The organism is Pseudomonas lurida (genome assembly GCF_002563895.1).
In the GTDB taxonomy this organism is placed as follows: Bacteria; Pseudomonadota; Gammaproteobacteria; order Pseudomonadales; family Pseudomonadaceae; genus Aquipseudomonas; species Aquipseudomonas lurida.
The window spans coordinates 6,155,615-6,170,045 of sequence record NZ_PDJB01000001.1 but is presented as its reverse complement, the minus strand read 5'-3'; the positions used below and the strand labels follow the sequence as shown (position 1 = coordinate 6,170,045).

The 14,431-nt window shown below is 57.5% G+C and carries 15 protein-coding genes and 1 pseudogene; 4 read left to right on the top strand and 12 right to left on the bottom strand.

The window, feature by feature from the left end; genetic code table 11:
* Positions 1-207: 207 nt before the first annotated feature.
* Complete coding sequence (phoR, locus tag ATH90_RS28260) at positions 208-1,494, bottom strand: phosphate regulon sensor histidine kinase PhoR (protein WP_234010497.1); 1,287 nt, start codon at positions 1,492-1,494, stop codon at positions 208-210.
* Between the two features lie 133 nt (positions 1,495-1,627).
* Positions 1,628-2,317, bottom strand: coding sequence for a phosphate regulon transcriptional regulator PhoB (gene phoB, locus ATH90_RS28255; protein ID WP_003176964.1), 690 nt, complete (start codon positions 2,315-2,317; stop codon positions 1,628-1,630).
* A gap of 155 nt (positions 2,318-2,472) precedes the next feature.
* Here phoB and ATH90_RS28250 point away from each other — a divergent pair, with 155 nt between their 5' ends.
* On the top strand, positions 2,473-2,850 hold the full coding sequence (locus ATH90_RS28250; protein ID WP_034110343.1) for a COG4315 family predicted lipoprotein: 378 nt from the start codon (positions 2,473-2,475) through the stop codon (positions 2,848-2,850).
* Between the two features lie 128 nt (positions 2,851-2,978).
* Here the strand turns inward: ATH90_RS28250 and ubiA are convergent, their stop codons facing one another.
* Positions 2,979-3,869 carry a 4-hydroxybenzoate octaprenyltransferase gene (ubiA, locus tag ATH90_RS28245; RefSeq protein WP_098467593.1) on the bottom strand — a complete coding sequence of 297 codons (891 nt, stop codon included), beginning with the start codon at positions 3,867-3,869 and terminating at the stop codon, positions 2,979-2,981.
* Positions 3,869-4,432, bottom strand: a complete 564-nt coding sequence (locus tag ATH90_RS28240; protein WP_034110339.1) for a chorismate--pyruvate lyase family protein — start codon at positions 4,430-4,432, stop codon at positions 3,869-3,871. The genes ubiA and ATH90_RS28240 overlap by 1 nt, the downstream gene beginning before the upstream one ends.
* 195 nt (positions 4,433-4,627) lie before the next feature.
* On the opposite strand from ATH90_RS28240, the gene ATH90_RS28235 reads away from it, so the two are divergent.
* From ATH90_RS28235 to ATH90_RS28225, 3 genes are all read left to right on the top strand, one after another.
* On the top strand, positions 4,628-4,795 hold the full coding sequence (locus ATH90_RS28235) for a rubredoxin (RefSeq protein WP_015886569.1): 168 nt from the start codon (positions 4,628-4,630) through the stop codon (positions 4,793-4,795).
* Between the two features lie 37 nt (positions 4,796-4,832).
* Entirely contained in the window at positions 4,833-5,981 is a 1,149-nt protein-coding gene (locus tag ATH90_RS28230; protein ID WP_098467592.1) for an NAD(P)/FAD-dependent oxidoreductase, read from the top strand.
* A gap of 191 nt (positions 5,982-6,172) precedes the next feature.
* Entirely contained in the window at positions 6,173-6,448 is a 276-nt protein-coding gene (locus tag ATH90_RS28225; protein ID WP_003176958.1) for an HU family DNA-binding protein, read from the top strand.
* A gap of 188 nt (positions 6,449-6,636) precedes the next feature.
* Here ATH90_RS28225 and ATH90_RS28220 read toward each other — a convergent pair whose 3' ends face one another.
* The 8 genes and pseudogenes from ATH90_RS28220 to ATH90_RS28190 form a co-directional block, all read right to left on the bottom strand.
* Positions 6,637-7,077, bottom strand: a complete 441-nt coding sequence (locus ATH90_RS28220) for an SMI1/KNR4 family protein (protein WP_141537524.1) — start codon at positions 7,075-7,077, stop codon at positions 6,637-6,639.
* A gap of 152 nt (positions 7,078-7,229) precedes the next feature.
* A complete protein-coding gene (locus ATH90_RS28215; protein ID WP_034110332.1) occupies positions 7,230-7,538 on the bottom strand; it encodes a hypothetical protein in 309 nt (102 codons plus the stop codon).
* Positions 7,535-8,074, bottom strand: a complete 540-nt coding sequence (locus tag ATH90_RS28210; protein WP_098467590.1) for a hypothetical protein — start codon at positions 8,072-8,074, stop codon at positions 7,535-7,537. Before ATH90_RS28210 ends, ATH90_RS28215 begins: the two co-directional genes overlap by 4 nt.
* On the bottom strand, positions 8,068-8,385 hold the full coding sequence (locus tag ATH90_RS29310) for a hypothetical protein (protein ID WP_141537523.1): 318 nt from the start codon (positions 8,383-8,385) through the stop codon (positions 8,068-8,070). Before ATH90_RS29310 ends, ATH90_RS28210 begins: the two co-directional genes overlap by 7 nt.
* Positions 8,386-8,452: 67 nt before the next feature.
* Positions 8,453-8,785 (bottom strand): annotated as a pseudogene (locus ATH90_RS28205) (RHS repeat-associated core domain-containing protein); the annotation flags it as partial.
* 153 nt (positions 8,786-8,938) lie between these two features.
* Positions 8,939-9,601, bottom strand: coding sequence for a hypothetical protein (locus ATH90_RS28200; protein WP_069078576.1), 663 nt, complete (start codon positions 9,599-9,601; stop codon positions 8,939-8,941).
* 13 nt (positions 9,602-9,614) lie between these two features.
* Positions 9,615-13,979: an RHS repeat-associated core domain-containing protein gene (locus ATH90_RS28195; protein ID WP_244906008.1), complete on the bottom strand. Its 4,365-nt coding sequence runs from the start codon at positions 13,977-13,979 to the stop codon at positions 9,615-9,617.
* Between the two features lie 12 nt (positions 13,980-13,991).
* Positions 13,992-14,426 (bottom strand): DcrB-related protein, encoded by a 435-nt coding sequence (locus ATH90_RS28190; protein ID WP_034110328.1) that lies wholly within the window; start codon positions 14,424-14,426, stop codon positions 13,992-13,994.
* Between the last annotated feature and the right edge of the window lie 5 nt (positions 14,427-14,431).

Here is a 14,431-nt window from a genome sequence, read left to right as displayed (position 1 = left end):
AAAAGCAGGCGCAAGTCGGCCAATGTAGCGGCTGATCGGGCGCTTGCCTAGTGCCCACTGCCGGGCGGGACTTGAAGAAGCGTGTCGCTGAACCTGTGTGGGAGCTGGCTTGCCTGCGATAGCGGAGTGTCAGGCGGCATTTCTATTGGCTGTGCCGACGCTATCGCAGGCAAGCCAGCTCCCACGGTAGATCGTTGTCATTTGAGCTTATTCATCATTGCCAACCCCCCGCGAACGGGTCACCTGAGTCGGCGGAAAATGGCAGGTGAACGTACTGCCATGGCCCAGCACGCTGCTGATTTCCAGGCGCGCACGGTGGCGCAGCAGCACGTGCTTGACGATCGCCAGGCCGAGTCCGGTGCCGCCGGTGTTGGAGTTGCGGCTGGAGTCGACGCGGTAGAACCGCTCGGTCAGGCGCGGCAGGTGCTTGGCGTCGATGCCGATGCCGGAGTCCTGCACGCTCAAGTGTGCGCCCTGTGCGTCGGCCCACCAGCGAATGCGGATATTGCCTTTGTCCTGGGTGTACTTCACGGCGTTGAACACCAGGTTGGAAAACGCACTGCGCAACTCACCTTCGCTGCCTTTGAGCAGGACAGTCGGGTCGGCTTCCAGGGTGATCTGCTGCTCGCGTTGGCCGGAAAGGGCCAGGGCGTCGTTCTTGATGGTCTGCAACAGGCCCTGCACCGCCACTGGGTGGTTGTCCGAGGGGTAGTCGGTTGCCTCCAGCTTGGCCAGCAACAGCAGGTCGTTGAGCAGTGTCTGCATGCGTGAACCTTGCTGCTGCATTTGCTGCAGGGCACGGCTCCAGCGCGGGTTGATCTCGTCGACATTGTCCAGCAGCGTCTCCAGGTAGCCGCAGATCACCGTCAGCGGTGTGCGCAACTCATGGGAGACGTTGGCGACGAAGTCTTTGCGCATCTGTTCCAGCTGGTGGATGCGGGTGACGTCGCGTACCAGCATCAGGTGTTCGTTGTTGCCGTAGCGTGTCAGGTACAGCTGGATGCGTACGCGGTCATTGGTGGGCGAGGGGATTTCCAGGGCTTCTTCGTAGCTCTCCTGCTCGAAGTACTCTTTGAAGCGCGGGTGGCGCACCAGGTTGGTCACCGGCTGGCCGCTGTCCTGGGGTGTCTTGAGGCCCAGGAGGGTCTCGGCGGCGCGGTTCCACCATTCCAGGTTGCCGTCGCTGTCGAGCATGATCACCGCATCCTTCAGCGCGGCGGTAGACTCCTGCACCCGGTCGATAACGGCTTGCAGGCGCCCGCGCACCCGCTGGTCGCGGCGCTGCAGGTGGTAGATGCTGTCGAACACCTCGCCCCACAGGCCATAGCCGTCGGGAGGTGCTTCGTCGGGTTTGTGCTGGCGTAGCCATTCATGCAGGCGCAGCAGTTGCTTGAGGGTCCAGCCCAGGTACAAGGCAATGCCGGCTGCCAGGCTCCAGCCGTAATAACCACTGACCAGGCCCACCAACAGGCAGCCGGTGATCAGCAAAAGCATGTGGCGGATCAGGGTGCCATGCCAGTTTTGGTTCAAGGTGCGTCCTTCGGAGCAGTTTCAAGTTTCAAGCTGCAAGCTCCAAGCTAATGCAGTCCCGCTTTGAACTTGCGGCCTGTGGCTAATTGCTTGTAGCTCAACCTTTGGTTGAAAACCTATAGCCGGTGCCGCGCACGGTTTGTACCAGATTCTCATAGGCATCGCCCAAGGCTTTGCGCAGGCGGCGGATATGCACGTCCACGGTGCGCTCTTCCACGTACACGTTGCCGCCCCACACCTGGTCCAGCAGTTGGCCACGGGTGTAGGCGCGTTCCTGGTGGGTCATGAAGAATTGCAGCAGGCGGTATTCAGTCGGGCCCATCTCGGCCGGCTTGCCGTCAATGGTCACGCGGTGGCTGATCGGGTCCAGCAGCAGGCCGCCGACTTCGATCGGCGCTTCGCCATCGGTCGGGCCAGCACGGCGCAGCACGGCCTTCAGGCGCGCGACCAGCTCGCGTGGGGAAAACGGCTTGGTGATGTAGTCATCGGCACCGACTTCCAGGCCCTGGATCTTGTTGTCCTCTTCGCCCTTGGCGGTGAGCATGATGATCGGGATGTCCCCCGTCAGCTCGTCACGCTTGAGGCGGCGGGCCAGTTCGATGCCGGAGGTGCCGGGCAGCATCCAGTCCAGCAGGATCAGGTCTGGCTTGCGGTCGACGATAATGGCATGGGCCTGCTGGGAGTTCTCCGCCTCCAGGCAGTCGTAGCCGGCCATTTCCAACGCAACGGCGATCATCTCGCGGATGGGCGCTTCGTCGTCAACAATCAGAATGCTCCTGCCAACCATGCTCAAAAATCCTCTTGTCATTTAACTGTCTTGCGCCGCATTAGATAACGGAATTATTGCAGTCGTGTGACAGTAATTTAGTCGCTTGGGCAATTCGTGCCTCTCTGGACTACGCTTTGGGTCCGAATCCTGACAACCGAAAAAGGAAGGTTCCGATGACTTACAGCACGATTTCCTGGAAAGCCCTGCTGGTAACGGCGGCGTTGACGCTGCCGACCCTGGCATTTGCGGCGGAGCCAGCGATGACTAAAGACGGGATGCTGGTCGACCACAAGGGCATGACCCTCTACACCTTCGATAAGGATGCTGACGGCAAGTCAGTGTGCAAGGACCAGTGCGCGACCAATTGGCCGCCGTTGAAGGCGGAGTCCACCGACAAGTCGATGGGCAAGTGGACAGTCATCACCCGCGACGACCAGACCAGCCAGTGGGCCTATGACGGTAAACCTGTCTACACCTACAAGGATGACAAGAAGACCGGTGATATGACGGGTGATGGCAAGGGTGGGGCGTGGCACGTCATCAAGCCCTGATCCTGCGGCGCCGCTGACGCCTTCGCGGGCAACCCCGCTCTCACAGGGGAAGGCATTCCAAATGTGGGAGCGGCGGTGCGACGATTCGACTTGCCCGCGAAGACGTCAGCCCAGCTGTCACAAAAAATTCAGCGAAACGCGTAGTCCGCCACAATCCCGACAAATATCGCCAACCCTGCCCAGTGGTTGTGCAGGAATGCCTTGAAGCACTTCAGGCGGTTCTTGTCCCGGGTGTACCAGAACTCCCAGGCGAAACAGCCCGCCGCCGCCAACAACCCCAGGTGAAACCAGCCCCCCAGCTCGAACCGTGCGCCCGCCAGCAATAGGCACGCCAGTGAAAGGCCCTGCAGGGTCAGGATGATCACGCGGTCGGCTTCACCGAACAGAATGGCGGTGGATTTCACGCCGATTTTCAAGTCATCATCACGGTCGGTCATGGCGTAATAAGTGTCGTAGCCCACGGTCCACAGCAGGTTGGCGATATACAACAGCCACGCAGCGGCGGGCAGGTTGCCGGTTTCGGCGGTGAACGCCATCGGCATGCCCCACGAAAACGCAGCCCCTAACACCACCTGCGGGTAATAGGTGTAGCGCTTCATGAACGGGTAGCTCGCCGCCAGGGCCAGGCCACCGAGGGACAGCAGGATGGTGGTGGCGTTCGTCAGCAATACCAGCAGGAAACTGATGCCCATCAGCACCGCAAAAAACACCAGGGCTTCTTTCGAACTGATCTTGCCGCTCACCAGTGGGCGCTGTTCGGTGCGTTTTACATGGCCGTCGACCTTGCGGTCGGCCCAGTCATTGATCACGCAGCCGCCGGCGCGGGTCAGTACCACACCCAGTACGAAAATCACGATATTGACCAAGGACGGCGAGCCTTTGCCGGCGATCCACAGCGCCCATAGCGTTGGCCACAGCAGCAGGTAGATGCCGATGGGTTTGTCCATGCGCGTCAACTGAATGAAATCCCAGGCCCTGGGGTTCAGGTGGTTGAGGGACTTGAGCAGACGTTGATACATCAGCAGTTCTCCGGATGGGCGTGCAGCGCGTGCCAGAAGCCAGGCAAAAAGATCTCCGCGACCAGCACGCTCAAAGGGCCGCGATCGAAGCGTGAGCGGCGTGCCCACAACCCGTCGACCTGATCGGCGGTGGGCAACCAGGTTCGTGGGTAATGGCACACTTCGATCGCCTGGCGGGTGAACGCCCTGTCGCAGAACAACAGTTCGCCCAGCGAGCGGCTGCCCAATTCATCCATGTGCAAGCCGTCCCCCTGCAAGGCACTGCGCGCCGCCACACTGCGCGCGAACACCCACGGTTGGCCATGCCCACGCAGATACACCTCGCGCACCCAACCGATACTGGCCGGTGCCAGCGCCAGGGCGGCGCATTCATCATCGCGCAGCGGCTGCCAGCCCTCGAACAGTGGCGTGACGCTGAAACCATCGTTGGACAGCCACGTCAGTCGCCGCGTCAGCGAGTCTTCGTTGAACAGCCAATTGAGGATCAAGGGTGCGGGCGCAGGGCTCAGAAGGCTCTGGATCAGCCATTGGCAAGCATCGGGAGGGACGATTGAGTGCGGCACGGTGAGTCAGTATTGGCAGCAAAAGAGGCGGCGAGCTTACCATGGCGTCCCGGGGTTTTGCCGGACTGAACCGGCTGTTTGCGTCGATCGTGCTTGCATCTGCCGGCCCCGATCAGTACAAAACGCCCTGAGCCGCACGGCAACGCGGGTCTATCGACCGTCGGCCAAGATGCCTGGACCCTGAGGAAGCAAGTGATGAAGAAGTGGCAATGTGTAGTCTGTGGCCTGATCTATGACGAGAAAGACGGCTGGCCGGATGACGGAATTCTGCCTGGCACCCGTTGGGAAGACGTCCCCGAAGACTGGCTGTGCCCAGACTGCGGCGTGGGCAAAATGGATTTCGAAATGATCGAAATCGGCTAATTTTCGGTTTTCAGATAAGTACTAGAAGGAGAAAGGAATGAGCGCACCTGTCGTGATCATCGGCACAGGATTGGCCGGTTACAACGTGGCCCGGGAGTTTCGCAAGCTCGACAGCGAGACCCCATTGCTGCTGATCACCGCGGATGACGGGCGCTCCTACTCCAAGCCCATGCTCTCCACCGGCTTTGGCAAGAACAAGGAAGCCGATGGCTTGAGCATGGCTGAACCTGGCGCCATGGCCGAGCAACTCAAGGCCGAAGTGCGCACCCATACCCGCGTCAGCGGTATCGACCCTGGTCACAAGCGCCTGTGGATCGGCGAGGAAGCGGTGGCCTACCGCGACCTGATCCTGGCCTGGGGCGCAGAAACCGTGCGTGTGCCGGTTGAAGGCGATGCGGCTGAGCTGATTTTCCCGATCAACGACCTCGAAGACTACGCACGCTTTCGTGCCGCCGCCGCCGGCAAACGCCGCGTGCTGCTGCTTGGCGCCGGCCTGATCGGCTGTGAATTCGCCAACGACCTGATCCTCGGCGGTTATGAAATCGACCTGGTGGCGCCGTGCGAGCAAGTCATGCCGACCCTGCTGCACCCGGCGGCGGCCGCAGCGGTACAGGCCGGCTTGGAAGGGCTGGGCGCGCGTTTCCACCTGGGCCCGGTGCTCAACCGCCTGCAACGCAGCGCTGACGGCCTCGAAGCGCACCTGTCGGACGGTGAAGTGGTGCACTGCGACCTGGTGGTCTCGGCCATCGGCCTGCGCCCGCGTGTCGACCTGGCCGCCGCCGCCGGTCTGCAGACCAACCGTGGGATCATGGTGGACCGCCACCTCAAGACCTCCCACGCCAATATCTACGCCCTGGGCGACTGCGCCGAGGTCGATGGCCTCAACCTGCTGTACGTCATGCCGCTGATGAGCTGCGCCCGTGCCCTGGCCCAGACCCTGGCCGGCAACGCCACAGCTGTCAGCTATGGCCCGATGCCGGTCACCGTGAAAACCCCGGTCTGCCCGCTGGTGGTTTCGCCACCGCCACGGGGCACCGAAGGCGTGTGGAGCGTCGAAGGCGAGGGCGCCGACATCAAGGCCCTGTGCCGCGACGCCAGTGGCCGCCTGCTGGGTTATGCGCTGACCGGCACTGCGGTGATGGACAAACTGGCCCTCAATAAAGAACTTCCGCCGTTACTGGCGTAAATACAGGTCGTTCTGTCGGAATAAGCACGTTTTTCCCCCTAGAAAGGTCGCCGCGAGACTGGCGGAGCGTGCGAGGGCATGCCATCCTCACTCCCGTCTGCCGCAGAGTAGAGCCTGCGGCGCTTTGGGCGTTGCTCCAACGATGAGCAGCACGGACATAACAACAAAAAACCGTCAAAGAGGCTTCACTTATGCGTAAACCAGAACTCGCAGCCGCCATCGCTGAAAAAGCGGATCTCACCAAAGAACAGGCTAACCGCGTCCTTAACGCCGTTCTCGAAGAAATCACCGGCGCCCTGCACCGCAAGGACAGCGTCACCCTGGTGGGCTTCGGCACCTTCCTGCAACGCCACCGTGGCGCCCGTACCGGCAAAAACCCGCAAACCGGTGAGCCTGTGAAGATCAAGGCGAGCAACACCGTTGCGTTCAAGCCGGGCAAGTCGCTTAAAGACACCGTTAACGCGTAAGCAGTGCCGTCTCGACAGGGGGCGGGGAGGTAGGAAAATGGGCACGCCGACTGGGTCGGGTGCCCTTTTTTTGTGGCCGCTTATTAAGTGCTTTAACGAATGCCTTCGACGAGTTCCTGGTCTTTTGCACCACCGTATGGATCGTCAGTAGATACAATCCAGCTCGAGGCGATTACGGCAATCCCTCATCAAGTATGCCCAGGTATCCAGAAAAGATTGCTACCTCTGGAGTTAATGATTTTTTCGACCAGCTCAGTAAATGATTTTGCAACCAAGGTGCTCTCGTCAGCAGTAGGATAGCTGTCCCAGAATGAGTCGTAGCAGTACCCAAATTTCGGGCCTGGAGTCAGATCTATAGAGATTACTTGGTCTTCGCATTTAACTAGTGCATACCAGTTAGCTGAGTCTGGGTCGTCCAAGTCTTCGTTCATAACGACAAAGTCGGAACGTTCAAGCTCTGGCGCCAGAATTGTGAAGCTGTACTGTGCCCTTGGATAGAAAACAGCGCTGCTGTAATGCTTATAAAAATCGGCCAAGTCATCGGGGACGAGATTGCTCGGCAACCCAGTAGAAGGCGTTGTCGTGCAGTCAGAATTCTCTATCAAATCAACGATTTTAATCAGGCTCATCTTCCGCATCCCTTACGCAGGTTGGTTTTCATTGCTTTGTTGTACAAACCGCGTGAAGACTTCGGGAAACCTTTCGATAAAGGGGACGGATGTATTTTATTTTTTTACTTACTTGGCTAGGCGATCCTTAAATGAATCTGTCTCCTTTTTCTTCACCAATCACCTCGCCACTCCTCTGCGTACTCTGAAGTTGGGTCTAGGCCCACGATCTCCCCTATAGCATAAATATGCTCAAGCACAGATTCGCGCTCAACAGTTTCTATTTCGTCCTCGAAGTTGTTGATGTTGAGTATGCACTGTTTGAAGTTTTCCAGAATAACTAGTTGAGTTTCTTTTTCGGGAAGAAGCATTAGGTTATCGATAAGCCTGTCGTAAAGGATCTTTACCTTGGCAGCAAATTTTTCTTCGCTGCCCAGGTTAAGGTGATATGTTTTAAAGTTTTGTAGTTCTTTATTTTTCATATGTTTTTTGCAGAGGGCAATGAGATGCCTTTGAATAAAAATTCCTTTGACTTATCCCAGTTTATTCCGTTATCGAAATAATTTATCAAGCGTTCTCGCAATTTTTCCGGATCACCGACCATGCCGGAAAGCTCATATTTGTATATTGTTTCTAAGTCATCGCTGAGCGTTAGATTATTCCTCAGAACCTTAGCCTCCAACTCCTCAAGAGAGTCGGGTAGTTCGATCAAGTCGGCTCCATAGTTACCGCCAATGATGGCTCTCAGCATTTTTTTTTCCGGAGGGCGTTTATCAATGGTTATCTCATCCGGTGACGGTGTGCTGACAGCTAAACTTTTCAATGCCTTGGTCGAGGTGAAGATAAAGAATAAGGTATTGGCTTTTCCAAGATCCATACCTTTCCATTCATCTTGAGCACATGTTAGATCAAAGAATTGAAGATAGTAGTCTGCACGCATCTGGACAAGAGTGTACAAGTCTTCTTTCAGTTTCAAACTGAACACCTTGCCCTCTTCCCAAGTGATTTTTTTCAACATCTTCCAGGACCTTTAGGTTTGCTAGTGGGCTTTTGAGGCTTAACACCTCTATGTTTATCAGCGGCAGCTAAGTAAATATCCCGCCTTTTGTTTTTCGGACCTACGGGCCTTTGCTTATTGGCGACAGGTCCTTCTTTCAATTTGTCCTCATAAATCCTTTGTTCTAAACCACGTGCAATATCTTTACCTTCTTGTCCGTTTCCTTTGAATACGGCACGCGGTGCTACGTCGAAAATGTCCTTGTTAGGATAACGATAGTTCAACACATCCTGGGCAGAGTGCCCCAGTCCAGGTTTGCTGGCGTAACCCACATAAGGTTTACCGTCTTTTACGCCGACGTAGGTGATGTGGGTCGCTTTCGCTGGGTCACCTGCCCACCCCCCACGGGTCAATCCAGCCAATGGGGTTTGGCGCGTACTGGTACAGATTGAGTCCACCCATCAACCCAATCGGATCCGGCGTCGTAAACCGCCCCACATCCGGATCATAAAACCGAAATGTGTTGTAGTGCAGCCCAACCTCCCGATCCAGATACTGCCCCTGGAACCGCAAATTCTGCTCTTCGATAAAGTACGCCTCACGCACTTCTTCGGCCGCATTCCCCCACACCTGATACCGCGCCTGCCACACCGTTTTCCCATCAGCTTCGGTCAGTTGCTCAGGCAATCCGTCCAGGTCGTCGTGGTAGTAGCGCACGCTCTGGTGTGGACCTGTTCGAACGTAGGCTTGAGTGCCGAGCACCGTCACTTTGGGGCTGTTAACTCACCGGGGCCTTTAAATTGCTAATTGGAGTCTGAATCAAGGTTTCACTGATTACGCTAAAGGATATATCCGAAGGCTGATAATGGGCCCTGCCCGGTGTGCTCAAGTAAACTGAACGAAAAAATAGCCCCCTAGATCGCCTTCGTTCATCTTTTTTGCTCGATTATCGGCGAAAATATAGCCGATGCCGCCGCCGAATATTCCTTCGTGACGAGGGCTTATTTTTGCGATGTCGGAGTCGGTTAGCTGAGCCAAGAAATAATAGCGAGGGCTTTCATACAGGGGGTCTTGCAACCAAGCGGGGCGCCCTAAAATCTTGCTGATACCTACGCCACAGTCCAAATCTTCTAGCTCTTCTTTCATTTGCTCAGAGGTCAATGGCTGTTGAGCAATGTACATTCGAGGAATCAGATCCACCAGCGTAGCGGGGGTGAGCTCAGAAGACGCGAGCGTGTGAAGCAGAACGCAACTTTTGCCAAGTTGAAGTTTCTCCATCTCGCCTTGTTGATGAACGGCTAAGTTGCGTATCGATGCGCGCGTATAGGATTCATCATTTCGATCAACGCTGAGGAACACCGTTAAGGCCATCCCCGACGGGATGAATGGGACGGTCAGGAACGTCGAAGTTATCGTCATAACTGGTAGCATCAGTTGACCGGTTTGCGGATCTTTAGGCCATAAATCAAGGTCTGTCAGCCATGCTCCTCCGCCTATTTGTCCATAGTTATGATCTTGCCCTGACAGAATGATTTGATTGATGCCCATAACGCTTGATCCTTTAGAAACAACCTTTTCGTTTGGCGAATGAAGCGGCAGAGCGCCTCGCCGTTCTGGCCTGTTGTTGCGTGATGATGCCGGTTTTGACCAGCGAGTTATGTATGGCTTGGGACATGAGGCGAATTTCCAGCTTCCCGCGCTTGAGCATTTGATTGGGCCCCATCCCGCGAGCACGCCGCAAGCGATTTTCCTCGGCATGTACCATGTCGTGATGCTCGGGAGAAAGGGCAATGGACGGGTTGCCTTTGTAACGCCGACCTTTGGCAATACCTTTTTCTTCCAGAAATTTATTGCGGACAATCTCGTGTGCTTCCAGCCCATCATTCTTGTGGGCTTTTGCACCGTAACCTGCCACTTCACCTTCTTTGAGCAGGCCAAGCGGATCGATCCACCCGGACGTGTTGGGTGCATATTGGTAAAGGTTATAGCCACCCGCCAACCCAATCGGATCCGGCGTCGTAAACCTCCCCACATCCGGATCATAAAACCGAAATGTGTTGTAGTGCAGCCCAATCTCCCGATCCAGATACTGCCCCTGGAACCGCAAATTCTGCTCTTCGATAAAGTACGCCTCACGCACTTCTTCGGCCGCATTCCCCCACACCTGATACCGCGCCTGCCACACCGTTTTCCCATCAGCTTCGGTCAGTTGCTCAGGCAATCCGTTCAGGTCGTTGTGGTAATAGCGCACACTTTGATGCTCGCCCGTGCCGTCCACTCGAGCCAGCGGTGCATAGCCATCTTCTTCATAGATATAGAGGCTGGTTTGGCTGTGCCGATGTTCCTGCAACAGGCGCAACCCCTCCCAATCAAAGCGGGTTTCGCCCAACGGGTAGCCGTTGCTGTCATGTTCGGTTTTAGCGATGCGCCGGCCGAGCGGGTCATAGGTCATGTTCACGACCGTTTCGCGACCATCCTTCTGGCTACGGACTTCGATCAGGCGATGCTCAGCGTCATAGGCGAAATACTGTACGCCACGCGCTGCACTGCGCTTTTCGATCATGCGACCGAAACCGTCGTAGCGGTAACGTTTGTCCTGATAGGTCAACAGCTTGTTATGCACCACCAGGCCCGCATTGGCCTGTGGGCCGTCCAGCAGGTTGGCGGCGGCATCGTAGGCGAAGGTTTCGCGCTGACCTTGAATGTCGTCCTGGCTGGCGATGATGCGCCCGGTCGCGTCGTAATGGAGCAGTTGGTGCTGATCCCGACGGTTATCGCGGTCACGCTCCAGGCGGCCGATCAGGTTATCGGCCGGGTCATAGTCGAAGTGTTTTTGCTGGGCGGCCGGCAGTTGCGTGGGCTGGCCATTGGGGCGGCGTATCCTTGAGCGCAGGCGGCCGCTGCGGTCATATTCGCTGCGTGTGGTGATCTGGCCTTGGGTACGCAGAACTTCACGGTGCAGGCGGTCGCGTTCGAAGTCGCAGATGACGCGGCCGTCGAGGTTGATCTGGTGCAGGTGGCCGCTGCCGTAGTAAAGGCGGTTGAGCCAGCGTCCGTCGGGCAACTGCGTCTGGATCAGGTTGCCGAGTTCATCGTAGTGGTAGTTCAGGCTGCCGGCGGCGCTTTGTTCGATGAGCAACTGGCCGCGCGCGTCGTAGGCGAAGGCCAGTGCCTGGGTGGTTTCGTCATTGCCGATGAAGGTGACAGCGGTGAGTTGGTCCAACGGGTCGTAGGCGTATTCGGTGCGACCATCATCGGTTTGTTTCAGCAGCAAGCGGCCCACTGCATCTCGTTCGAGTCGATGCACAATTGAAGGCTCAGGTGTCTGCCCGTTGGGCACGTACTCAACGGCGGCTACGTTATCCAGAAGGTCATAGGCATAACGTCGGGCGCTGCCGTCGAGGTCTTGTTGCTCCACGAGACGGTCGCACGGGTCCCAGGTAAAGCGGTAACTCTCACCATTTTCATTGGTCAAGGTTTGGAGGTGCCCGTAGGCGTCGTAGCGGAACTCAATCTGCCGGCCGTGGGCATCTATTCGTTGGCGCACTTGCCCGCGACGGCCGTATTGGTAGCGAGTGGTGTGGCCCGCAGCGTCGGTATAGCCGATCAACAGACCGCTGGTGTCGCGCAGGTACTGTTCGATGCGGCCGTCCGGCATTTCGGTTTGCAGCAGGCGGCCTTGGCTGTCGTGTTGATAACGCTGCCGTTCACCCAAGGCGTCGATGACTACCTGCAAGTGGCCCTGGCGGTCGTACTCGAACGCTGTGGGATACCCTGAACAATCGATATGCTGGATTAACTGCCCGGTTTCATTCCAGCGCAGGGTTTTGCTTTTACCCGTTGCATCGACGATCTCTATCACTTGGCCAAAGGTGTCATAACGATAACGTGTGGCATGCCCCAAGGGGTCGATTTCGCTGACGCAATTGCCCCGCTGGTCGTACTGATATTGCCACGCGTGGCCTGCCGCATCGGTCTCCACCAGCGGCAGCGACCAATGCTCCAGCCACAACGTCGACTCGATACGCCCCAACGGATCCTGAGTGCTGCACAGGTTGCCGGACTCGTCGTAGCCGAACTGCCATTTGCCGCCTTGTGGGTCAGTCGCGCTGAGCAACTGACGATCCTCATTCCATTCGAATTGCCAAGTCTTTCCCAGGTTGTCGGTGTACTCAGTGATCTGGTACTGCGAGTTCCAGCGGCGTGTGCTGAGACGCTGCAAGCCATCCGTAATGCGCGTCATGCCGGCCGGCAGGTCATAGTCGAACAGGTATTCGTCACCCTCATCGGTCCAGTGCCGCACCACGCGCCATTCGCTGCCGTCCACGCAGTCCCATTGGTAGTAACAACGCAGCCCGGTGGGCAGTTGATGCTCGACCATGCGCTGGCCGTTGTCATAGGCGAAGCGGCGTTGCACGTTTGCGTCGGTATCGCGAACTTCGGCCAGGTCGCCGCGAGAATCGTAGCTGTAACTGACAAGGGTTTCCCGGCGGTGATCGGGGTATAGCCGTTCGACTTGCTCCACTCGCGCCGGCCATTGCTGGCTGTAAACAAGTTCGACACGCACATGGTCGAACGTATCTCGTAAGTGGCTCAGCCGACCCTGAATGTCATAGTCGAGGAAGATTCGGTTGTCGTTGCGATCCCCCAATTGGCTAAGGCGCAGGCGTGAGGCGGTGCCTGGTGTTGGTTCGAATAGCCGATAGAGCCCATCAACGCTTTCAATCAGTAGTTGGCCATTGGTATTGCGCCGTACGCTCAAGCCTTCTCCTGCGCTGAATACGGCACCGCCCAGCGGGATGACGCCCATGTCGACCTGTCGTGCTTGCTCATCGGTATAGACCAGCCGTTCCCCACCTTCGGGGTGTGCGCCAATCTCGACAAACACTTCGTAGATCACGCTCCAGCTAGCGCCGAACAGGCCATTTCGACGTTCGTCTCGGCTGCTGTAGTAGCGCTGCCATTCGATAGGGAGAAGGCCGGGCAGGACGAAGTCCAGGTCGTCCTCGCCATCAAGTATTTTCGCGCCCGTCGAGCTATGCACCGGGTTGGGCGAGCCGACTACGGCAGAGGAAATGGCGTTGGTAACCTGGCTGGTGCCCCACGACACCAGTCCGCCCACCACCATGCACGGCAGCTTGCTGAAGAACTTCGAACCACCGCCGCGCAGCATCAACAGCGCGGTTACCGCCAGCCCGACACCCGGCGTCTTGCCGCTGCGAATCTCGCGGACCACTACCGGACTACCGCCAATGCGCACGTTGCTGGAGATCATCCCTGACTCGACAATCGAGGCGTCGCAGGTGCTGCGGTCACCGCTACGGGCGGCCGGCTGACCGTTGATAGTGACCTTGCTGGAGCCTTCGGCAATAAACTGCGGCGGCATCGGCGGATGCTTGGTGCAGATCACGATATCCAGCGGTTTGGGTACTGCGCCTGGCGCAGGAACCGCTACTGTGGGACGCCACATCTGCGAGAAAAAACCCTTGGCCATGTCCAGGTAGCTGGCTTCTTCGGGACTGCCACCTTCGGCGGGTTGCGAGCTGACCGGACCGATAGCACCTGCGGCACGTGCAGAGGGTATGCCGTTGGTGAAGGTGTTGTGTGAGCCGGTGGCGATCGTCGCCATCACCACCGGCGGAAACAAAGCGTTGCCTATCCAGTCGCAAACCTTTGTCAGCCCCTTGTCCGCCCCCGTCTTGCTCATGCCGATACCGACGATGATTCCCACCACCGCGCCGAGCACAAAACAGCCCAGGCCGCCGGTAACGACGGTAATACCGGTCGCGGCCACGATCGCAGCAGTGGCTACCGCTGTAATAGCGATGTTGGCGGCGATTTCCAGCACGCCGCCCAGGATGTCGGCCATAACCGAGGTGTGTAGCAGGCCGTCGCCGAGGCGTGCCGCCCAAAGTGCGTCAGACATGGAGGAAGGGCTTCAAGGCTTCGGATTCAGCAGCAGGGTGTTTTTGATCGTTGCCCAGTGGACATTTTCTGCATCGCCCAGGGGCTGGGCTTTGACATAGCTCAGGGCAAGCATCTGCTGGGTGCCCGGTACAACCAGCGCCAACTGGTATTGATAGATACGCTCGGCGCCCTTGCTGAACTGGTTATGTACTTCGATGGCATCGACATCCTGCGCCGCGCCCACGCGAACTACCTGCGCCGGTTGGTAGCGCAAGTCTTGCACCTGTTTCTCGAGTTTGGCCAGTTGGCCGTCGAAGTTGCTTTGCAGTGTTTCACCATCGCCGAGCAGGCTACGGCTGACGATCAAGGATGTGCCTAGCGCGGCGAACTTCAGGATATTGATGGACGCATCCTGCACGTCATCGCTGGGCAGTGTGAATTGCAGTTCATTGAGTCGATAGGTCATGAAAC